General features: G+C 63.7%; 15 protein-coding genes. 9 read left to right on the top strand and 6 right to left on the bottom strand.

The window, feature by feature from the left end:
- Window positions 1-14 precede the first annotated feature (14 nt).
- Entirely contained in the window at window positions 15-992 is a 978-nt protein-coding gene (locus tag QCE88_RS25030; protein ID WP_309907364.1) for an aldo/keto reductase, read from the bottom strand.
- A gap of 233 nt (window positions 993-1,225) precedes the next feature.
- Between QCE88_RS25030 and QCE88_RS25025 the strand changes: the two genes are divergently transcribed.
- Window positions 1,226-2,080, top strand: coding sequence for an oxidoreductase (locus QCE88_RS25025; protein WP_309907362.1), 855 nt, complete (start codon window positions 1,226-1,228; stop codon window positions 2,078-2,080).
- Window positions 2,081-2,092: 12 nt separating this feature from the next.
- Here QCE88_RS25025 and QCE88_RS25020 read toward each other — a convergent pair whose 3' ends face one another.
- Genes QCE88_RS25020 through QCE88_RS25010 form a run of 3 tightly spaced genes read right to left on the bottom strand, consistent with a single transcriptional unit; the run spans window position 2,093 to window position 9,099 of the window.
- Window positions 2,093-2,989, bottom strand: a complete 897-nt coding sequence (locus tag QCE88_RS25020; RefSeq protein WP_309907360.1) for a transglutaminase family protein — start codon at window positions 2,987-2,989, stop codon at window positions 2,093-2,095.
- Window positions 2,986-5,607, bottom strand: coding sequence for a circularly permuted type 2 ATP-grasp protein (locus QCE88_RS25015; protein ID WP_309907358.1), 2,622 nt, complete (start codon window positions 5,605-5,607; stop codon window positions 2,986-2,988). Before QCE88_RS25015 ends, QCE88_RS25020 begins: the two co-directional genes overlap by 4 nt.
- Window positions 5,608-5,643: 36 nt before the next feature.
- Window positions 5,644-9,099: a transglutaminase family protein gene (locus tag QCE88_RS25010; protein ID WP_309907355.1), complete on the bottom strand. Its 3,456-nt coding sequence runs from the start codon at window positions 9,097-9,099 to the stop codon at window positions 5,644-5,646.
- Between the two features lie 149 nt (window positions 9,100-9,248).
- Between QCE88_RS25010 and QCE88_RS25005 the strand changes: the two genes are divergently transcribed.
- Window positions 9,249-10,322: a putative zinc-binding metallopeptidase gene (locus tag QCE88_RS25005; RefSeq protein ID WP_309907353.1), complete on the top strand. Its 1,074-nt coding sequence runs from the start codon at window positions 9,249-9,251 to the stop codon at window positions 10,320-10,322.
- A gap of 10 nt (window positions 10,323-10,332) precedes the next feature.
- Here QCE88_RS25005 and QCE88_RS25000 read toward each other — a convergent pair whose 3' ends face one another.
- Together QCE88_RS25000 and QCE88_RS24995 are read right to left on the bottom strand one after the other, a co-directional pair.
- Window positions 10,333-11,355 (bottom strand): alpha-E domain-containing protein, encoded by a 1,023-nt coding sequence (locus QCE88_RS25000; protein ID WP_309907351.1) that lies wholly within the window; start codon window positions 11,353-11,355, stop codon window positions 10,333-10,335.
- A gap of 76 nt (window positions 11,356-11,431) precedes the next feature.
- Entirely contained in the window at window positions 11,432-12,904 is a 1,473-nt protein-coding gene (locus QCE88_RS24995; protein ID WP_309907349.1) for a circularly permuted type 2 ATP-grasp protein, read from the bottom strand.
- Between the two features lie 74 nt (window positions 12,905-12,978).
- On the opposite strand from QCE88_RS24995, the gene QCE88_RS24990 reads away from it, so the two are divergent.
- From QCE88_RS24990 to QCE88_RS24960, 7 genes are all read left to right on the top strand, one after another.
- Entirely contained in the window at window positions 12,979-13,248 is a 270-nt protein-coding gene (locus tag QCE88_RS24990; protein ID WP_309907347.1) for a hypothetical protein, read from the top strand.
- A gap of 70 nt (window positions 13,249-13,318) precedes the next feature.
- The gene (locus QCE88_RS24985; protein WP_309907345.1) at window positions 13,319-14,038 is read left to right on the top strand and encodes a YceH family protein; all 720 of its coding nucleotides are present in this window, start codon (window positions 13,319-13,321) and stop codon (window positions 14,036-14,038) included.
- Window positions 14,039-14,055: 17 nt separating this feature from the next.
- The gene (gene mnmD, locus QCE88_RS24980) at window positions 14,056-14,799 is read left to right on the top strand and encodes a tRNA (5-methylaminomethyl-2-thiouridine)(34)-methyltransferase MnmD (RefSeq protein WP_309907343.1); all 744 of its coding nucleotides are present in this window, start codon (window positions 14,056-14,058) and stop codon (window positions 14,797-14,799) included.
- Between the two features lie 207 nt (window positions 14,800-15,006).
- Window positions 15,007-15,207, top strand: a complete 201-nt coding sequence (locus tag QCE88_RS24975; RefSeq protein ID WP_309907341.1) for a DUF3311 domain-containing protein — start codon at window positions 15,007-15,009, stop codon at window positions 15,205-15,207.
- Window positions 15,204-16,685, top strand: a complete 1,482-nt coding sequence (gene mctP / locus QCE88_RS24970) for a monocarboxylate uptake permease MctP (protein WP_309907339.1) — start codon at window positions 15,204-15,206, stop codon at window positions 16,683-16,685. Before QCE88_RS24975 ends, mctP begins: the two co-directional genes overlap by 4 nt.
- 123 nt (window positions 16,686-16,808) lie before the next feature.
- Window positions 16,809-17,741: an LLM class oxidoreductase gene (locus QCE88_RS24965; protein WP_309907337.1), complete on the top strand. Its 933-nt coding sequence runs from the start codon at window positions 16,809-16,811 to the stop codon at window positions 17,739-17,741.
- A 26-nt stretch (window positions 17,742-17,767) separates the two neighbouring features.
- The gene (locus tag QCE88_RS24960) at window positions 17,768-19,240 is read left to right on the top strand and encodes an amidase (protein ID WP_309907335.1); all 1,473 of its coding nucleotides are present in this window, start codon (window positions 17,768-17,770) and stop codon (window positions 19,238-19,240) included.
- Window positions 19,241-19,242: the final 2 nt, after the last annotated feature.

The following is a 19,242-nucleotide window of genomic DNA, read 5'->3' as shown; positions in this document are numbered from 1 at the left end:
TCAACCCGCATGGGTCATTTGAATCCCGACACGGCGTGCGGCACATACGGCGCTTCAAGCGCTGCGATCTCGTCCGCTGTCAGGTTCAGCGACAAGGCCGCCACTGCATCGCCGATATGACCGGGCTTCGAGGCGCCGATGATCGGCGCACTCACCGGCGCCTTCTGCGCGACCCAGGCGAGCGCAACCTGCGCGCGCGGCACGTTGCGCTTTTGAGCCAGAGCGGCGACCGCTTCCACGACTGCGCGATCGGCTCCATCGGTCTTGTATAGCGTGCTGCCGAACTTGTCCGTTTCCTGACGTGCGCTCGTCGTGTCCCAGTCACGCGTGAGACGGCCGCGCGCGAGCGGACTCCAAGGCAGGACACCGATGCCCTGGTCCTTGCACAGCGGAAGCATCTCGCGCTCTTCCTCGCGGTAAAGCAGGTTCAGGTGATTCTGCATGGTCCTGAATTCGGTCCAGCCATTGGCGCGCGAGGTATAGAGCGCCTTGCTGAACTGCCACGCATACATGGACGACGCGCCGATATAGCGCACCTTGCCCGCCTTCACGACATCATGCAGTGCTTCGAGCGTTTCCTCGATCGGCGTCGCGTAGTCCCAGCGATGGATCTGGTACAGATCGAGATAATCCGTGCCCAGGCGCCGCAGGCTGTTGTCGATTTCGTTGAAGATCGCCTTGCGCGACAGGCCCGCGCCGTTCGGGCCGGGCCGCATGCGATTGAACACCTTCGACGCAATCACAATGTCGTCCCGCTTCGTGAAGTCGCGCAGCGCGCGTCCGACGATTTCCTCAGACGTACCATCGGAATAGACATTGGCCGTATCGAAGAAGTTGATGCCGGCGTCCAGCGCTTCCTTGATGAGCGGACGGCTCTTCTCCTCGTCGAGCGACCACGGATGCGTACCGCGTTCCGATACGCCATAGGTCATGCAGCCGAGACAGAGCCGCGATACGTCGAGGCCGGTCGTACCCAGTTTCACGTAATCCATCGTGCGAATCTCCTTGCGAAGCGAAAGGAACGGCGAGCGCGCATGCTCTTGCGCATGCCGCGAAACTTCGCACCTTATATCAATGCAGCGAATCCCGCTGTCCGGCATGGTTGAGATGCGGGTGAACCATCCGGGCCATTTGCACTGGAATGCATAGCCCCTGCTAACATGCCCAGCGTCGCATCACCCCGCCGAACGCTTTCATTCCCTTGACTGAACTGAAGAGGCCCTCCATGACGACATCCACCACGCACCCCATCTGGTTCATTACCGGCTGCTCGACCGGCTTCGGTCGCGATCTGGCCGGGAAGACCCTCGCGCTCGGCTATCCGACGGTCGTGACTGCGCGCAATCCGAAGACGCTCGAAGCCTTCACCGAACAATACGGCGACCTCGCGCTCGTGCTGCCGCTCGACGTCACGCAGCCCGAACAGGTGCAGGCCGCCGTGAAGGCGGCGACAGACAAGTTCGGGCGCATCGACGTGCTCGTGAACAATGCGGGCATCGGTTATTTCGGTTCGTTCGAAGAGAGCGACCTGAATGAAGTGCGCAAGATGGTGGACATCAACGTGTGGGGCCTGGTGGACATGACGCGCGCGGTCCTGCCGCAGATGCGCAAGCAGAAGCACGGCACCATCGTGAACGTCTCGTCGATCGGCGGCATCATCGCGTTCCCCGGCGTGAGCTTCTATCACGCGACGAAGTTCGCGGTGGAAGGCATGTCGGAATCGATGTCGCATGAACTGGCGCCGCTCGGCATCAAGGTGCTGATCGTCGAGCCGGGTCCGTTCCGCACTGACTGGGCGGGACGCTCGGCGAACGAAGCGCCGCGCACAATTGCCGATTACGCCGGCACCGCACAGGCGCGCACGGATACGATGCGCGGCTACAGCGGCAAGCAGCCGGGCGACCCGGTGCGCGCCGCCGAAGCCATCATCCAGGCCGTGGAAAGCAAGGACCCGCCGTTGCGCCTGCTGCTCGGCAAGGCCGCGGTGACGAATGCGCGCGTGAAGATCGACGCCTTGCGCAAGGACTTCGACGGCTGGGAAGCGGTTTCCGTCGGCGCGGACTTTCCTGAAGGCGAGTGACGCAAAGAGCCGTTACAAGGCCAGCACGTTCACCGCGACATCCATGTGATGCGCGCCGCCGCCCAGTATCATGCCGCGCAACAGCGACACATCGCTGTAGTCGCGGCCGGTGGCGAGCGTCACGTGATCGAGATCGGCCAGCACGTCATTGGTCGGATCGAGATCGATCCAGCCGCTCTGCGGACAATGCACCGACACCCAGGCATGCGAGGCATCCGCGCCGATGAGACGCGGCTGTCCCGGCGGCGGATCGTTGCGCAAGTACCCGCTCACATAGCGCGCGGGCAGCCCCAGCGCGCGCAAACAGCCAATCATCACCTGCGAGAAGTCCTGACACACGCCATGCCGCAATTCGAATGCGCGCGAAGCCGGCGTATCGACCGATGTGGAAGAAGGTTTGTATTCAAAATCCGCGTGAATGCGGTGCATCAGGTCGATTGCCCCCGCGACGAGCGGCCTGCCCGCCGGAAAGCTCGTCTGCGCGTACTCGCGAAACGCGTGCGCAAGCGGAATATTGGGTGACGCATAACAGAACTCGCCCTGCGCGAGGAACGCCTCGCCCGCGTGATAGCGCAGCCGTTCCGCGACGCTTTCCCAAGGCGGGGTTGCATCCGGATCCAGTGCGGTCCAGCGCGGCGTCAGGCGCACGGTGGTTTCGCTCGTCATCGAAAGACGCTCATGCGGCGCGTCCAGCGAAAAGTACAGCACGTCGTTCCCGAATGCATCGACGCGGCTATGCACATACGACGGCACGGGTTCAATGCGTTCTGTATGCGAAATGACTTGTTGCCACGGACAATGCAACGGCCGGATGGTCGCCAGATGCTGCGCGATCTCCACCGGCGTCGAATAGCGATAGGTCGTGCGGTGCGTCACCGCGAGCACGGTATCGTGAATGCCGATGTTCATGACGACACCTGCGCGGCCGGCGTGTTCGCGTGGCTGAAATAGCGCGCGCTCACTTCGTTGGACGCGGCGCTCACCGATGCAACGAGCCTGTCGCACAACGCCACCAGCGCATCATGACGGCCGTTGCCGCGCGTCTCGCACAGCGTGGCGAGCGGCGGCAAGGCGTCGGCATGCGCGAGCAGATCGGCGAAACGCGTGGCCTGCAGGCGCCGTGCGCCGCCCGCTGCCGCCGCGATTTCCTCGAGCTTCACGCGCAATCGCGCATGGACGCCATACAGGCCGCGCGGGTTCGTCTGATCGACGACGATAAGATCGATCAACGCCGGCACTTCGAGCCTTCCCGGATACAGCGAACGATAGGTCAGCGTGCTGTCGAACAATTGCAGCAGCAGGTCGAAGCCTGCCGGCGAAGCCAGCGTGCCGCACTCTGCGACCACGCGCAGGATGGTCGCCATCGTCGAGACGCGTTCAATATGCCGGCCGATGAACAACAGGCGCCACGCTTCGTCGCGCGTCATGCGGTCGCCCTGTGCGCCGCTGATCGCGCAAAGCTGGGTCGCGAGATGTTCGAGGGCGTTCATCAACAACACGCGATCGTAGCCGCGGCCGAGACGCGGGATGCCTTCCGTGCTGGACTCGTCGAGATCGAGCCGGACGAGCGCGTCGCGAAAGTCGTTGCGCGACGCGAGGATGACGCGCCAGTGATCGGTTGAAAGCCGGTCGCGAATCTCGCCGCCCACGCGCGCCTGATCCGCGAGATTGGCGCCGATGCTGGTGCCGATGCGCGTCTCCGGCAAGCCCGCGATCAACACGCGTTCGAATGCTTGCGGCGTGGCGCGCGCGAGCGTATCGGTTGACGGGATCAGGCCGCTCTGCGCAGCCAGCTCGGCCAGGGTCGGAAACAGTTCCTCGGCATCGCTTCCTTCGAGCATGCCGAGCAGCAGACGGCACAGGCGCACGTTGTTCTCGGCGCGTTCGCCGTAGCGGCCGGCCCAGAAAAGATTCTCGGCGGCCCGGCTCGACACGGTCCGATGCTTGCGAAGATCACCGGGCCGGATCGGCGTGGGACGCAGCGATACCGAACCGCCCGCCTGGCTCGACATCACCCAGGTATCGACGCTGCTGCCGCCGGACTGCATCGACACCGTCGCGCGATGATCAGCCGCCAGCCGCGTGAAGCCGCCCGGCACGACGCTCCAGCCGCCCTCGGGGTTCGCGACCGCATAGGCGCGCAGCACGCAGGGGCGCGAACCGAGCGCGCCATCGTGAAAGCGCGGTGCGCTCGAGAACGGCAGATGCGCCTGAATGGTGAAGACATCCGGCGCGCGTTCTATGCGCTCGCGCCAGTCCGCGAGCACCTGCACGCCCGCGTCGATGCCCGGCGCCCGGTCCGCCTGAGCACCCGGCCAGGTCGGCGCGATGAGCGCACTGTCGAGCTGTTCGAAGGCCTCGCGACGGGCCGCCTCTTCGCCGCACCACCATGTGGGCACGGTGGGCAGGTCGAGCGTCTCACCGAGCAAAGCCTCCGCGATGCCCGGCAGGAACGCATTCAACGCGGGCGATTCCGTGAAGCCCGCGCCGGGCACGTTCGACACCATCACGTTGCCCGCACGCATGACCTGCAGCAGACCGGGCACGCCGATGCTCGAATCGGCGCGCAGTTCGACGGGATCGCAGAAGGCATCGTCGAGACGGCGCAGTACGGCATGCACGCGCGACAGGCCGGCCAGCGTCTTCAGATAGAGCTTGTCATGCCGCACCGTGAGGTCCTTGCCTTCCACGAGCGTCACGCCGAAATAGCGCGCCAGGAACACATGCTCGAAATAGGTTTCGCTGAACGGGCCGGGACTCAGCAGCGCGATGTGCGGCACGTCGTCCGCGCTGCTGCGGCCGCCTTCGTCGTCGCGCATCGTGGCGCGCGCGGCCTGCGCAATGGTCGCGATCAGCTGCGCATACGCCGCCGCGAGCCGGCTCACGCGCATCGCGCGGAACGGATCGGCGAACAGGCTTGCAACGATCAGCCGGTTCTCCAGCACATAGCCCAGACCCGACGGCACTTCGGTGCGATGCGCGATCACGGTCCACTCGCCCGAAGGCGCGCGTGCGAGATCGACCGCGACGATCTGCAGGAAGCGCCCGAGCGGCGGCACGAAGCCCTTCACCGCACGCAGATAACCCGGATTGCCGAACACGAGCGCAGCGGGCAGCAAACCGCGCTGGAGCAAGGTCTGCGGACCGTAGACATCGGCGACGATGGCTTCCATCAGCCGCGCGCGCTGCGCGACGCCGCGCTCGATGCCCGCCCATTCCGCTTCGTCGATGATGAGCGGCAGCAGGTCGAGCGACCACGCGCGCGGCTTGCCGTTGTCGGCGTAGACGTTGTAGGTGATGTCGTTGTCGCGCACCTGCTGGGCGACCGCAGCGACGCCGTCGTCGAGGCGTGCGATGCCCTGCTCGCCCAGCAGATCGAAGAACTGCCGCCATGGCTCGCGCAATGCGCCCGAGGCATCGCGCAACTCGTCCCAGTGCCCTGGCCGCCCCGGCAGCGTGCGCAGCAGTGCGAGCGCATCGGCGCGGGCGGCGGCGATGTCGAAGGGCAAGGTCGATTGATAGGCCAAAGTCTTCCTGTTTATCTTTTGAATGATGAATGCATTTCAACGATAACGCAGGTCGAGCGTGAACGGAAATTCGAGACTGCGCTCGCGCGCTTCGACGGACATCGCGCCGGGCGTGTGTCCGGTGGTGAAGAAGCGTGCGCGGCGGCGGCTTTCTGCTTCATAGGCGTTGACCGGGAAAGTCTCGTAGTTGCGTCCGCCTGGATGCGCGACGTGGTACTGGCAACCGCCGATGGCGCGTCCCGTCCAGGTATCGACGATATCGAAGGTGAGTGGCGCGTGGACGTCGATGGTCGGATGCAGCGACGCCGCCTGCGCCCACGCCCGAAAACGCACGCCCGCGACGTGTTCGCCGACGCGGCCGGTTGGTTGCAATGGCAGCTGCACGCCGTTCACGGTCACGACGTGTCGATTGCCGTTCAGCCCCAGCGCGCGCACCTCCAGCCGTTCGACGGACGAATCCACGTAACGCACCGTGCCGCCGGCGGAACCCTCTTCACCCATCACATGCCACGGTTCCAGCGCATTGCGGATTGTCAGCGAGATGCCGTTGGTGTCGTATGAGCCCACCAGCGGGAAACGGAATTCAAAATGCGGTTCGAACCAGCTGCGCTCGAAGGCGAAGCCGGCCTCACGCAACTCGGCGAGCACGTCGTCGAAATCCATTTGCACGAAGGTGCCGAGCATGAAGCGGTCATGCAGTTCGGTGCCCCACCTCGTGAGGCGCGTGGTGTAGGGCTTCTCCCAGAAGTGCGCCACCAGCGCGCGCAGCAACAGTTGCTGCGCGAGACTCATGCGCGCATGCGGCGGCATTTCGAAGCCGCGCAGTTCGAGCAGCCCGAGCCTGCCCGTGGCGCCCTCCGGCGAATACAGCTTGTCGATGCAGAATTCCGCGCGATGCGTGTTGCCCGTCACGTCGATCAGGATATTGCGCAGGATGCGGTCGATGAGCCACGGCGGCACCGTCGCACTGTCGCGTCCGCCGAGCCGGTCGAGCTGATGCTGCAACTCGGCGAATGCGAGCTCGAGTTCGAATACCTGGTCGTTGCGCGCCTGGTCCACGCGCGGCGCCTGGCTGGTCGGCCCGATGAAGAGGCCCGAGAACAGCATCGACAGCGAAGGATGATTGAGCCAGTACGCGATGAGACTGGCGAGCACGTCGGGACGCCGGAGGAACGGGCTGTCCGCGGGCGTGGCCCCGCCGAGCACGAAGTGATTGCCGCCGCCGGTGCCGGTGTGGCGGCCATCGAGCATGAACTTCTCGGGGCTCAGGTAGGTCTCGTGAGCCGCGCCATACAGGAACTCGGTGTGCTCGACGAGTTCTTGCCAGTTCGCCGCCGGATGAATATTCACTTCGATCACGCCCGGGTCCGGCGTGACCTGCAGCATCTTCAGACGCGGATCGCGCGGCGGCGGATAGCCCTCGACGATCACCGGCATGGCGAGATCGGCGGCGGTCGATTCGACGGCGGCCAGCAGGTCCAGATAGTCGTCGAGCGCGGTGAGCGGCGGCATGAACACGTGGATCAGCTTGTTGGCGTTGCCGAGTTTCTCGAAGGCCTCGGCTTCCGCTTTGGGGCCGGCGGCGCGCGCCGGATCGCGAGCCTCCACGCAGAGCGCCGTGCGGAGGGTGTCGCCGGAGGATTGGCCGCGCCGGGGCACACCTTCACTTGCGCCGCCGGTTGAGCCGCCGGTTGAGCCACCTTCGCCGCCAGCAACCGCTTCCGCCGAGCCGGTATTTTGCATGCCTGATGCAACATCCAGATCGGCATATTGCATGCGTAATGCCGTTGCCGTACGCAGCGGCGTCGGCGGAGCGAACGGATCGTGCTGGTGCTGCCACGGATAGTCGGCCTTCGAAACCCAGGGCAGTGACTCCAGCGGCAGGCGATACCCCATCGGCGAATCGCCGGGGATCAGGTACATGCGGTCATCGCGGAAAAACCACGGACCGCTCGTCCATATGCCGGGCTGCAACGCGGGGCCTTCGTCGCGGGAAATCGGCAGGACGTAGCCCGTCACGGAAGGCAGACCGGCGTCGAAGACCCGGCGCAGGCGCGCGCGTTCCAGTTCGTCGTCGAGACGCGAGTCGAATGGATCGACGTTCACCGGCAGCCGACGCTCGCGCCACAGGTAGTACCACGTGTCCTCGTAGGCCGGCTGAACGTATTTCGCATCCAGCGACAGCTTGCATGCAAGATGCCGGATGAAACGCCCGGCATCGTCCGAGGTGAATGAAGCCGGATGACGCTCGTCCGCGAACAGCGCGGGATCGTGCCAGCACGGCTCGCCGTCCGCGCGCCAGAACAGGGAAAGCGCCCAGCGCGGCAACTGTTCGCCGGGGTACCACTTGCCCTGCCCGATATGCAGAAATCCCCGCGCGCCATACTGCGCGCGCAGCTTGTCCATCAGCGAGACGGCGTAGGCGCGCTTCGTCGGACCCAGCGCATCTGTGTTCCACTCCGGTGCGTCCCGGTCGCGCACCGAAACATAGGTCGGTTCACCGCCCATCGTCAGGCGCACATCGCCTTCGTGCAGCTTCGCATCCACCTGTTCGCCCATGCGCAACACCGCTTGCCAGTCCTCTTCGGTGTACGGCTTGGTCACGCGCGGCGTTTCCAGCACGCGTGCGATGGACATCGTGTGATCGAACGCCACTTCGCACTTTTCCACCGCACCGGACACGGGAGCGGCGCTGTCGGGCTCGGGCGTGCAGGCGACGGGAATGTGACCTTCGCCCGCCAGCAGGCCCGAGGTCGGATCGAAGCCGATCCAGCCCGCACCCGGCAAGTACACCTCGCACCAGGCATGGAGATCGGTGAAATCGACTTCGGTGCCGCTCAGACCATCCAGCGATTTCGTATCCGGCGCCAGTTGCAGCAGATAACCCGATACGAAGCGCGCGGCCAAGCCGAGATGCCGGAGCGCCTCGACCAGCAGCCAGCCGGAATCACGACACGAACCGGCCGCCGTTTCGAGCGTTTCTTCCGGCGTCTGCACGCCGGGTTCCATGCGGATCAGATAGCGGATCTCATTTGCCAGACGCTGGTTCAGCGCGACGAGGAAATCCATCGTCGCCTGAGGCGTGCGATCGATGCTTTCAACGAAGGCCGCAAAGCGCGGCGTCGGCTCGCGCTTGACCATGTAGGGCGCGAGGTCGTGCCGCAACTCGGGCGCATAGGCGAACGGAAATTTTTCGGCTGCCGGTTCCAGAAAAAAGTCGAACGGATTGTAGACCGCCATCTCGGCGACGAGATCGACCGTCACCTTGAACTCGCGCGTCTTCTCGGGAAATACGAGCCGCGCCTGATAATTGGCGAACGCGTCCTGCTGCCAGTTGATGAAATGTTCTTCGGGTTCCACGCGCATCGAATACGAGACGACCGGCGTACGGCAATGCGGCGCCGGCCGCAAGCGCACCACTTGCGGCGAGAGACCGACGAGCCGGTCATAACGATAATGCGTGACATGGTTCAACGCGACACGAATGGACACACCGCACTCCTTTGTTCAAAACGAATGACGCCGCGCGCCGGACGTGCACGGAAGGCGTTCCCGCGCGCGCGGCACGAAGCTTGCGCATGCTCCGCCGTCAAAGCCCGCACCCCTCCACTCCGCGCGGCTTCACCCAAACCGGCCACACGATGAAAACCTTCCACTGCAACCGTTGCAATCAGCTCGTGTTTTTCGAAAACACGCATTGCGAAAAGTGTGGCGCGCGACTCGGTTACATTCCCGAGATCAAACAGATAAGCGCATTCGACGAGACCGAGGACGGACGCTGGCGCAGTCTGCATCCGCTCGCCAATGATCAGCTGTATCGGCCGTGCCACAACTACGCCGTCGAGAACGTCTGCAACTGGGTTGTCCCCGCCACTGATGAAAACACCACGGCGGATGCCCTGTGCTGTTCCTGCCAGCTCACGAGCGTGATTCCCAACCTCTCGAATCCGGATAACCGCGTCTTCTGGTACCGCATCGAAGCTGCGAAACGCCGGCTGCTCTATACCTTCGCCGAGCTCGGCCTCGACGTCAGCTCGCGTCAGGCCGACCCCGAGCGCGGCCTCGAATTCCAGTTTCTCGAAGCCGATGCCCAAGGCCACGGCGTGATGACGGGGCATAACAACGGCATCATCACGCTCAACGTCGCCGAAGCCGACGACGCCCATCGCGAGAAAACCCGCACGTCGCTGCACGAGCCGTATCGCACGCTGCTCGGGCATTTCCGCCACGAATCCGGGCACTACTTCTTCGACCGGCTGATCGCCGACACCGGGCGCATCGGTCCGTTCCGCACGGCCTTCGGCGATGAACAGGCCGACTACGCCGCCGCGCTCGATCGTCACTATCACGAAGGCCCGCCCGCGCAGTGGGAGGACAACTTCATCAGCGCTTACGCAACGATGCATCCATGGGAAGACTGGGCGGAAACCTGGGCGCATTACCTGCATATCGTCGATACGCTCGACACGGCGGTATCGTGCGGCCTCGCACTCGTGCCGGACACGCCGAACGAGCCGACGCTCACCGACCAGACGCCGGTCGAGGACGCTACCTTCGATGACCTGATGAAACGCTGGTATCCGCTGACCTACGTGCTCAACAGCCTGAACCGCAGCCTCGGCATGCCGGACGGCTATCCGTTCACGCTTGCGCCGCAGGTCGTCGACAAGCTGCGCTTCGTGCATCGCGTCGTCGCGGCGGCGGCCAAACGCTGACAGCACGTGTTCAGCCCTTGCTCTGCGATTGCGTTTGAGTCTGGGACTGCGTCGGGGTCGGCTCAGGCTCCGGCTCCGGCTCCGGCTCCGGCGCAATCGGCAGCAGGAATTCGCGGCTCACCCGGCCCGCCAGATCATTGACGCGCGCAAGAAAACTGACGAGATAGGCATGCAGTCCGCCTTGCAGGATGGTGCCGATGCGGCCGTTCTTCAGTTCCGCGCTCAATTCCGCCGCCAGCCGCCCGGCATCCGTATCGCGTCCTTTCGTTACATGTGCAATCAGTTGCTCGACTTCGGCAATGCTCGCGGCAAGCGAACGCGGCCAGTCGCCATACAGGATCAACAGCCCGGCAACCCGCTCCGGCGTGATGACATCGCGATACACCCGCCGATACACCTCGAAGCCCGACACCGAGCCCAGCACCGCCACCCAGTGGTGATAGTCGAACGGTTGCGCGGCGGTATCGTCGCGTTGCTCCATCATCTCGAACTTCACATCGAGAATCCGCGCCGTATTGTCCGCGCGTTCGATGAACGTCCCGAGACGCATGAAATAAAACGCATCGTCCTTCACCAGCGTGCCGAGCTGCACGCCGCGCGACAGATGCGAGCGAAACTTCACCCATTCGAAGAAGGTATAAGGTTCGCGTTCGAGAATGCCGTCGGCGAGCATGCGCTGACCGTCGAGCCAGGTCGTATTGAGCGACTCCCACAGTTCGCTGTTGGTGGAACTGCGCACGGCGCGCGCATTCTCGCGCGCGGCCCGCAGGCAACTGATGATCGACGATGGATTGGACAGGTCGGCCGCCATGAAATCGATCACGTCACGGCTTTTCATGCCATGGTGCGCCGCTGAATAGATCCCGCTCAACTCCGAAATCGACAACATCGCGCGCCAGCCAAGCTCCGCGTATTCGTCGGACTGTGGCAGGAGCGAGAGCTGATAGTTCGCGTCGAGCATCCGGGCGGTGTTTTCGGCGCGTTCGGTATAGCGCGCCATCCAGAAGAGATGATCCGCGGTACGGCTCAGCATGGGTGTTCCCGGTGATTTATCGTTGTCTTCAATACCGCATGGCGTGCCACGCTCAAAGGTACGCCAGTGAATGTCTCTAGCGCTCCAGCACCCACGTATCCTTGGTCCCGCCGCCCTGCGATGAATTGACCACCAGCGATCCCTCACGCAAGGCCACTCGCGTCAGCCCGCCCGGCACCATGCGCACTTCAGTGCCCGAGAGCACGAACGGACGCAGGTCGATATGACGCGGCGCAATGCCCGCCTCCACGTAAGTCGGACAGGTGGACAACGCGAGCGTCGGCTGCGCGATGTACTTCTCCGGATGCGCCTCCAGCACCGTACGAAACTCCGCGATCTGCGCCGTTGTGGACGCCGGTCCCACCAGCATCCCGTAGCCGCCCGCGCCGTGCGTTTCCTTTACGACGAGTTCGGGCAGATGATCGAGCACATACTTGAGATCGTCGGGCTTGCGGCACATCCACGTCGGCACGTTGTTCAGGATGGGTTCTTCGCCCAGATAAAAACGCACCATGTCCGGCACATACGGATAGATGGACTTGTCATCGGCGATGCCGGTGCCCACCGCATTGCACAGCGAGACATTGCCCATCCGGTACGCGTCGATCAGACCCGGCACGCCGAGCGCCGAATCCGCACGGAACACGAGCGGGTCGAGGAAGTCGTCGTCCACGCGACGATAGATGACATCGACCCGCTGCGGCCCCTGCGTCGTGCGCATGAAGACCTGATGATCATCGACGAACAGATCCTGGCCCTCGACCAGTTCCACGCCCATCTGCTGAGCCAGGAACGCATGCTCGAAATAGGCCGAGTTGTACATGCCGGGCGTCATCACGACGATGGTCGGATTCTCTGCACCGGCGGGCGCGGCGGCGCGCAAGGTATCGAGCAAGAGATCCGGATAATGCGCCACCGGCGCCACGCGATTGCGCGCGAACAGATCCGGAAAGAGCCGCATCATCATCTTGCGGTTTTCAAGCATGTACGACACGCCCGACGGCACGCGCAGGTTATCCTCCAGCACGTAGAACTCGCCCTGTCCCGCACGCACGATATCGATGCCGGCGATATGCGCATAGATGTCCCGCGCCACGTTCACGCCGCGCATCTGCGGCCGATACTGCGCGTTGCCGAGAATCTGCGCCTCGGGAATGATGCCCGCGCGGATGATGTTCTGCTCGTGATAGATGTCGTGAATGAAGCGGTTGAGCGTATTCACGCGCTGCCGCAGGCCGCGTTCGAGTGCGCGCCATTCATCGGCGGGAAAGATGCGCGGAATCACGTCGAAGGGAATGGTGCGCTCGGGAATGATGCCCGGCACGTCGCTGGTGCCGTAGACCGCGAAGGTAATGCCCACGCGCCTGAAGTTGAGATCCGCTTCCGCGCGCTTGATATCGATCTGCTGCTCGCTTTGCACGGTCAGCCAGTTCATGAAATCGCGGTAATGCGTGCGAGGATCGCCCGCCGCGCGAAACGCTTCGGGCGGCATGCCTCGCGCTTCGAGATCGTTGCGGTCGAACATCTCGTTGAAGAATGCTTGCGTCATAACCGGTCTTCCATATGAAGTGCATGCCGGGGTGGCGGTGCCCCTGCGTTCATATTTCTGGTTGCACTCCCGCAATGCCTGAAGAGCCTGAAAGACGCGGCGCGCCGGTCATGCCGGTCACACCGTTAGGCAACCTCGAAGCGCGATGCGCGGATACGTCGAATCCGTTGTTCGATCGTACCTCGCATCGTTTGCGCGGGCAGCCCAGTGCCGAATACAAAAAAGCAACTTCAATGCCAATCGATGAAACTATTCTAATCCTCGTGAAAACATGCGACTGGATAAGCTCGATGCCGCTTCATGCACCAAAACGACGCGCCATCTTCCTGCTCAAAGCCTCATAACGGATTCATGCTGCAAGACGGTGCGCGGCCACCGGTATGATAGGCGTCTTCCAGCAAGCCGAACGACGCCATGAACATTCCTTCCGAAGCCGCTCCCCGTCCCGCCTTGCGCGAACTCACCCCGCTCGAAGCGCGCGTGCTTGGCGTGCTCGTCGAGAAACAGCATACGGTGCCGGACACGTATCCGCTGTCGCTGAATTCCCTGACCTCCGGTTGCAATCAGAAGACCGCTCGTTCTCCCGTGATGAACGTCAGCGAAGACGAAGTGCTGACGACCATCGACGGTCTCAAGCGCCTGAGCATCGTGATCGAGGGTAGCAGCAGCCGTGTGCCGCGCTTCGAACACAACGTCAATCGCGTGCTTGGCGTACCGAGCCAGTCGGTCGCGCTGCTCGCCACGCTGTTTCTGCGCGGACCGCAGACGGCGGCCGAACTGCGCGCGAATAGCGCGAGGCTGCACGCGTTCGCGGACATATCGTCGGTGGAGAGCTTTCTCGATGAACTGGCCGGCAACGAGCCGCCGCGTGTCGTCAGGTTGCCGCGCGTGCCCGGCGAGCGCGAAAGCCGCTGGATGCACTTGCTGTGCGGCGAAGTCAGCGTGAGCGTGAGCGCAGGCGAACCGCTCGCGCGCGACGCGCAAGGCGGCGAAGATTTTTCGGCGTCGGAATTCGAAGCGCTCAAGTCGGAGCAGAAGCGGCTGGCTCACGAAGTCGCGCAACTGCGTGCGATGGTCGTGCGCATGGCCGGCGAACTGGGCATGTCGCTCGATCAACCGTCGCCGGATGCCTGATCCATCGGGAGGCGCCCATGCACGAACCGCTTGTCCCGGCACCGCTCGTGTTTCGCGACGACGGCACGCCGTGGTCGCCCCGTCATGACGACATCTATCACAGCGCCGCCGGGGCGCTGTCGCAAGCGCGCCATGTGTTCCTGAAGGGCAATGGCCTGCCCGAACGATGGCGTGGCAAGCCGCGCTTCAACGTGCTGGAGACGGGCTTCGGCATGGGCATCAACTTTCTCGCCACCTGGGCGGCGTGGCGCGACGATCTGCAACGCCCCGCTTCCCTCCACTTCATCTCCGTGGAGAAGTATCCGTTCACTGCCTCCGACCTGCGCCGCGCGCACGCGGCGATCATCGACGATGCCTCCGTCATGCCGCTTGCCGCGTCGCTTGCGGCCGCGTGGCCTGTGCTCGTGACGGGCATGCACCGGATTGAACTGGAACACCGCGCGTTGACGCTCACGCTCGCTTTCGGTGATGTCATGGATGTCGTGCCGCGTCTGAAGCAGGACGGCATGACCGCGGACGCCATCTATCTCGACGGCTTCGCACCTGCCCGGAATCCGGACATGTGGACGCCGGCGCTGTTCGCTTCGCTAGCCGGAATCGCAAGCGACGACGCCAGCTTCGCCACTTATACGAGCGCGGGCCAGGTCAAGCGCGCGCTGCTTCAGAGCGGCTTCGAATATCGCAAGGTGTGCGGCTTTGGCGGCAAGCGCGCAATGCTTGTCGGCAAGCGTGCGTCCGTCAGCAATGAAATTAATTTGTAATCTTTCGGTTATCACTTAACGCAGAAAGCTATCAGTAATACAGCGCTTTGCTTCTTGCACGCCTTCTCCAAAGCGCCCGGCAATAATCCGGAATATCCCGGATAATGCGCACCCGTTGGCGGTGCGACCCTCGTTTCGATCGGCGAATCGAATGGCGCGGGCGTGCCGGCACGCTCATGTCAGCGCCGATTCACGAGGAGAAAGGTCTTGGAACCCAATCACGATGCGCCACGCAGCCCCTGGCTGTGGATTGCGCTACTTATCCCGTACGTAGCCTTGCTATGGCTGCCGTTCTATAACGACACCCGTCCTTCAATCGGCGGATTCCCATTCTTCTACTGGTATCAATTCCTGTGGGTGCCGCTCACGTCGCTCCTGCTTTATGTCGTACACAGGGGCCTCAAATGAACGATCTCACTCCAGTCGATCCGCTTGCGATGAGCATCTTCATCGCGTTCTTTGCGCTCGTGACCATCGTCGGCTTCTTTGCCGCGCGCTGGAAACGCGGCGATCTCACCCAGTTGCACGAATGGGGTCTCGGCGGCCGTCAGTTCGGCGTGGTGATCTCGTGGTTCCTGGTCGGCGGCGATTTCTACACCGCATACACCGTCATTGCCGTGCCCGCGCTCGTTTATTCCGTGGGCGCGTACGGTTTCTTCGCGCTGCCCTATACGATCATCGTGTATCCGTTCGTGTTCGCCGTGATGCCCAAGCTGTGGAAAATCGCGCATGCGAAGAACCACATCACCGGTGCCGATTACGTGCAGGGCGAATACGGCGGCAAATGGTTTCCGGCAGCCGTGGCAGTGACCGGCATCGTTGCCACGATGCCTTACATCGCGCTGCAACTCGTCGGCATGCAGGTCGTCATCAAGGGGCTCGGCGTGACCGGTGAACTGCCGCTCATCGTCGCGTTCGTGATTCTCGCGCTCTATACCTACACGAGCGGCCTGCGCGCGCCGGCGATGATCGCGTTCGTGAAGGACATCATGATCTATATCGTGGTGATCGCCGCCGTGTGGCTGATTCCGGCCAAGCTGGGCGGTTATGGCCACGTCTTCGACGCCGCCGATCAATACTTCAAGGCGAAGGGCGGCGCGACCGGCATCCTGCTCAAGCCCGGCCAGTTCACCGCCTATGCATCGCTCGCGCTGGGTTCGGCGCTGGCCGCGTTCATGTATCCGCATACGATGACCGCGGTGCTGTCGTCGTCGTCCGCCGCGACGGTGCGCAAGAACGCGATCTTCCTGCCCGCCTACACGCTGCTGCTCGGCCTGATCGCCCTGCTCGGCTATATGGCGATTGCGGCCGGCATCCACGTGAAGTCGGCCTCCGATGTCGTGCCGACGCTGTTCGGCACGCTGTTTCCGTCGTGGTTCGTCGGTTTCGCGGCAGCCGCCATTGCGATCAGCGCGCTCGTGCCCGCCGCCATCATGTCCATCGGCGCGGCGAACCTCTTCACCCGCAATCTGTGGCGTCCGCTGGTATCGCCCGACATGACGTCGGCTTCGGAAGCATCGACGGCCAAGGTCGTGTCGCTGGTCGTGAAGTTCGGCGCGCTGCTGTTCATTGTGTTCCTGCCGACGCAATATGCCATCGACCTGCAATTGCTGGGCGGCGTGTGGATCCTGCAGATCTTCCCGGCCATCGTGTTCACGCTCTTCACGCGCCGCCTGACCACGCCGGGGCTGTTCCTCGGCTGGCTGTGCGGCATCGTGCTCGGCACCGGACTCGCGATCTCGCAAGGACTCAAGCCGGTCTATGTGCTGCACGCCGGCGATGCCAGCTGGCCGCTGTACATCGGCATCATCGCGCTCGTGGTGAATGTGATCGTGACGTTCGCGGTGTCGCTGGTCACGCGACGCAGTCCCGTCGCCGCCGCCTGATACGACATCAGCGGCATGAAGGAGCCCGGCCCCATGCAGGCGCCGGGCTCTTTTTCATTCACGCGCCGAAACGGTTCGCGGTGATAACATCGACGTCGAATCCATTCCGATGCCCCGCGTGTCATGTCCTCCATCGCGAACCAGGTGTTCGCCCCCAACGCACTGTCCATCGGCCTGACCTTGCCGATCACCGGCGACCAGCAAAGTGTCGTCGACTTCAACGAGCAGATCGAACTTGCGCGGCTGGCGGACCAGCTGGGCTTTCGCGCGCTCTGGGTGCGCGACGTGCCGCTGAATAGCGCCGATTACCCGGACCCCGTCGGACATCTCGACCCGTGGGTGCTGTTGGGCGCGCTCGCATCGAACACGCGGCGTGCGGCGCTGATCAGCGGCGCGATCGTGCTGACGCTGCGGCATCCGTTGCATGTCGCCAAGGCTGCGTTCTCGGTCAATGATCTGTCGCGCGGACGCTTCGTGCTCGGACTGGGTTCGGGAGACCGGCCGCCGGAATATGCCGCATTCGGCCGTGATCCGGAGGAACGGCGCGAGTTGTATCGACGGCATTGGGACACGCTCGCCGCAGCGGTCGCGATACCGTCGACCGTCATCCCCGATCACGCGAGCGACGCCGCGCCCGAGTTTTATTTGTTGCCACGGCAAGCCGCGCCCATTCCATTGCTTGCCGTCGGATCGGGCGGCCAGAGCGTCGACTGGATTGCGCGCCATTCGCTTGGGTGGATGACCTATCACCGCGAACCGCAAGCACAGCGCGGACGCTATAGCATGTGGCGCGCGGCAGTGGAGCGCGTGGCGGACGGCGCGTTTCGCGGCTTCGGCGTCGCGATGCGGCTCGATCTCGCCGACGATCCCGCTGAACCCGCGAGCGAGCTTGCGCTGGGTTATCGCACCGGGCATCGCGCGCTGATCGACATACTGCAACGGATGCGCGAGAACGGCACGCATCATGTCACGCTCAACGTGACGTCCGAGCGGCGCCCTGCGCGCGACATCATCGAAGAACTCGCCGCCAGCGTGCTTCCACAGTTTCATCACTGAATTCACGGCTTATCTTCAACGAGACCATGACCGCACCCGACGCCACTCCCGATCTTCCACCGAGCGACGATATCGTGTCCCTCGGCGCCGTCGCGCTGTCCCGCGCGATTCATTCACGCGCGGTTTCATGCGTCGAGGTCATGCAGGCTCATCTCGCGCAGATCGACAGGCTGAATCCTGTGGTCAATGCCATCGTTGCATTGGAGGACAGGGACGCCTTGCTCAAGCACGCCGGCGAGCGTGACGCGCAACTGGCCGCGGGGAAAAGCCTGGGGCCGCTGCATGGCTTTCCTCAAGCGCCGAAAGATATCCTGCCCGTTGCAGGCATGGTCACGACCAAGGGTTCGCCTATCTACGCCGGTCAAGTCAGCCAGACCGATGCGGTGATATTCGAGCGCATGCGCCAGGGCGGCGCGCTCTTCGTGGGCCGCACGAATTCGCCGGAATTCGGTCTGGGCGGCCATACCTATAACCCGGTGTATGGCACCACGCGCAATGCCTTCGACCCGACGCGCTCCGCTGGCGGCAGCAGCGGCGGCGCGGCCGTCGCCGTTGCGTTGGGCATGCTGCCCTGCGCGGACGGATCGGACATGATGGGATCGCTGCGCACGCCGGCCGCGTTCAATAACGTCTTCGGCTTTCGCACGACGCCGGGATGCGTACCCTATGCGCCAAGCGACGACGTGTTCTTCCAGCAATTCAGCGTGGCGGGCCCGATAGCGCGTTCAGTCCCGGACCTTGGCCTGCTGTTATCCGTGCAAGCCGGTTTCGACACCCGCGCGCCGCTTTCGCGCAGAAGTGAGCAACCTGCGGACTTCGCACACGCGCTCGAAGGCGACATGCGAGGCAAGCGCATTGGCTGGCTTGGCGACCTGAACGGACACTTGCCGATCGAACCCGGCTTGATGGCGACCTGCGAAGCGGCCTTGCGCCATTTCGACACCATCGGCTGCGTGGTGGAAGCCGCACGTGTGGACTTCGATCCGGAACGTCTCTGGCGTGCCTGGATCGATCTGCGCAGCCTGACGTTTTCAGGGACCAACGGCGCGCTCTGGCGCGATCCTGCGAAACGCGCGTTGCTCAAGCCCGAGGCGGTATGGGAGATAGAGCGCGGCTTGAAGCTCTCAAGCGAAGAGATCTCGCGCGCAGTGCGCGAGCGAACTGCATGGTATCAGGCGATCCATGCGCTATTCGAACGCTTCGACTTCCTGGTGATGCCTTCAGCCCAGGTCTTTCCGTTCGATGCGTCACTCGACTGGCCTCATGCGATTGCCGGGCATGACATGGATACGTACCACCGCTGGATGGAGACGGTGGTGCCCGCCACGATGGCTTCACTGCCTGCACTCAGCGCACCCGCCGGCTTCAATGCGGCCGGTTTGCCAGCGGGCTTGCAGATCATGGGGCCGGTGCAGAACGATCTCGAAGTCCTTCGGCTCGGGCTTGCGTATGAACGGGCAAGCGACTGTTCCACACGACGCAGCCCATTGCTTGACTAGAT

Origin of the sequence: Caballeronia sp. LZ035, from assembly GCF_031451175.1 — a bacterium.
Classification (GTDB): Bacteria; Pseudomonadota; Gammaproteobacteria; order Burkholderiales; family Burkholderiaceae; genus Caballeronia.
This window is presented reverse-complemented; position numbering and strand designations above follow the sequence as displayed.

Excerpts from the sequence above, each read along its gene's own strand:
- QCE88_RS25030 (WP_309907364.1), bottom strand. The coding sequence starts at position 992 with ATGGATTACGTGAAACTGGGTACGACCGGCCTCGACGTATCGCGGCTC.
- QCE88_RS25025 (WP_309907362.1), top strand. The coding sequence starts at position 1,226 with ATGACGACATCCACCACGCACCCCATCTGGTTCATTACCGGCTGCTCG.
- QCE88_RS25020 (WP_309907360.1), bottom strand. The coding sequence starts at position 2,989 with ATGAACATCGGCATTCACGATACCGTGCTCGCGGTGACGCACCGCACG.
- QCE88_RS25005 (WP_309907353.1), top strand. The coding sequence starts at position 9,249 with ATGAAAACCTTCCACTGCAACCGTTGCAATCAGCTCGTGTTTTTCGAA.
- QCE88_RS25000 (WP_309907351.1), bottom strand. The coding sequence starts at position 11,355 with ATGCTGAGCCGTACCGCGGATCATCTCTTCTGGATGGCGCGCTATACC.
- QCE88_RS24995 (WP_309907349.1), bottom strand. The coding sequence starts at position 12,904 with ATGACGCAAGCATTCTTCAACGAGATGTTCGACCGCAACGATCTCGAA.
- QCE88_RS24990 (WP_309907347.1), top strand. The coding sequence starts at position 12,979 with ATGCCTGAAGAGCCTGAAAGACGCGGCGCGCCGGTCATGCCGGTCACA.
- QCE88_RS24985 (WP_309907345.1), top strand. The coding sequence starts at position 13,319 with ATGAACATTCCTTCCGAAGCCGCTCCCCGTCCCGCCTTGCGCGAACTC.
- mnmD (WP_309907343.1), top strand. The coding sequence starts at position 14,056 with ATGCACGAACCGCTTGTCCCGGCACCGCTCGTGTTTCGCGACGACGGC.
- mctP (WP_309907339.1), top strand. The coding sequence starts at position 15,204 with ATGAACGATCTCACTCCAGTCGATCCGCTTGCGATGAGCATCTTCATC.
- QCE88_RS24965 (WP_309907337.1), top strand. The coding sequence starts at position 16,809 with ATGTCCTCCATCGCGAACCAGGTGTTCGCCCCCAACGCACTGTCCATC.
- QCE88_RS24960 (WP_309907335.1), top strand. The coding sequence starts at position 17,768 with ATGACCGCACCCGACGCCACTCCCGATCTTCCACCGAGCGACGATATC.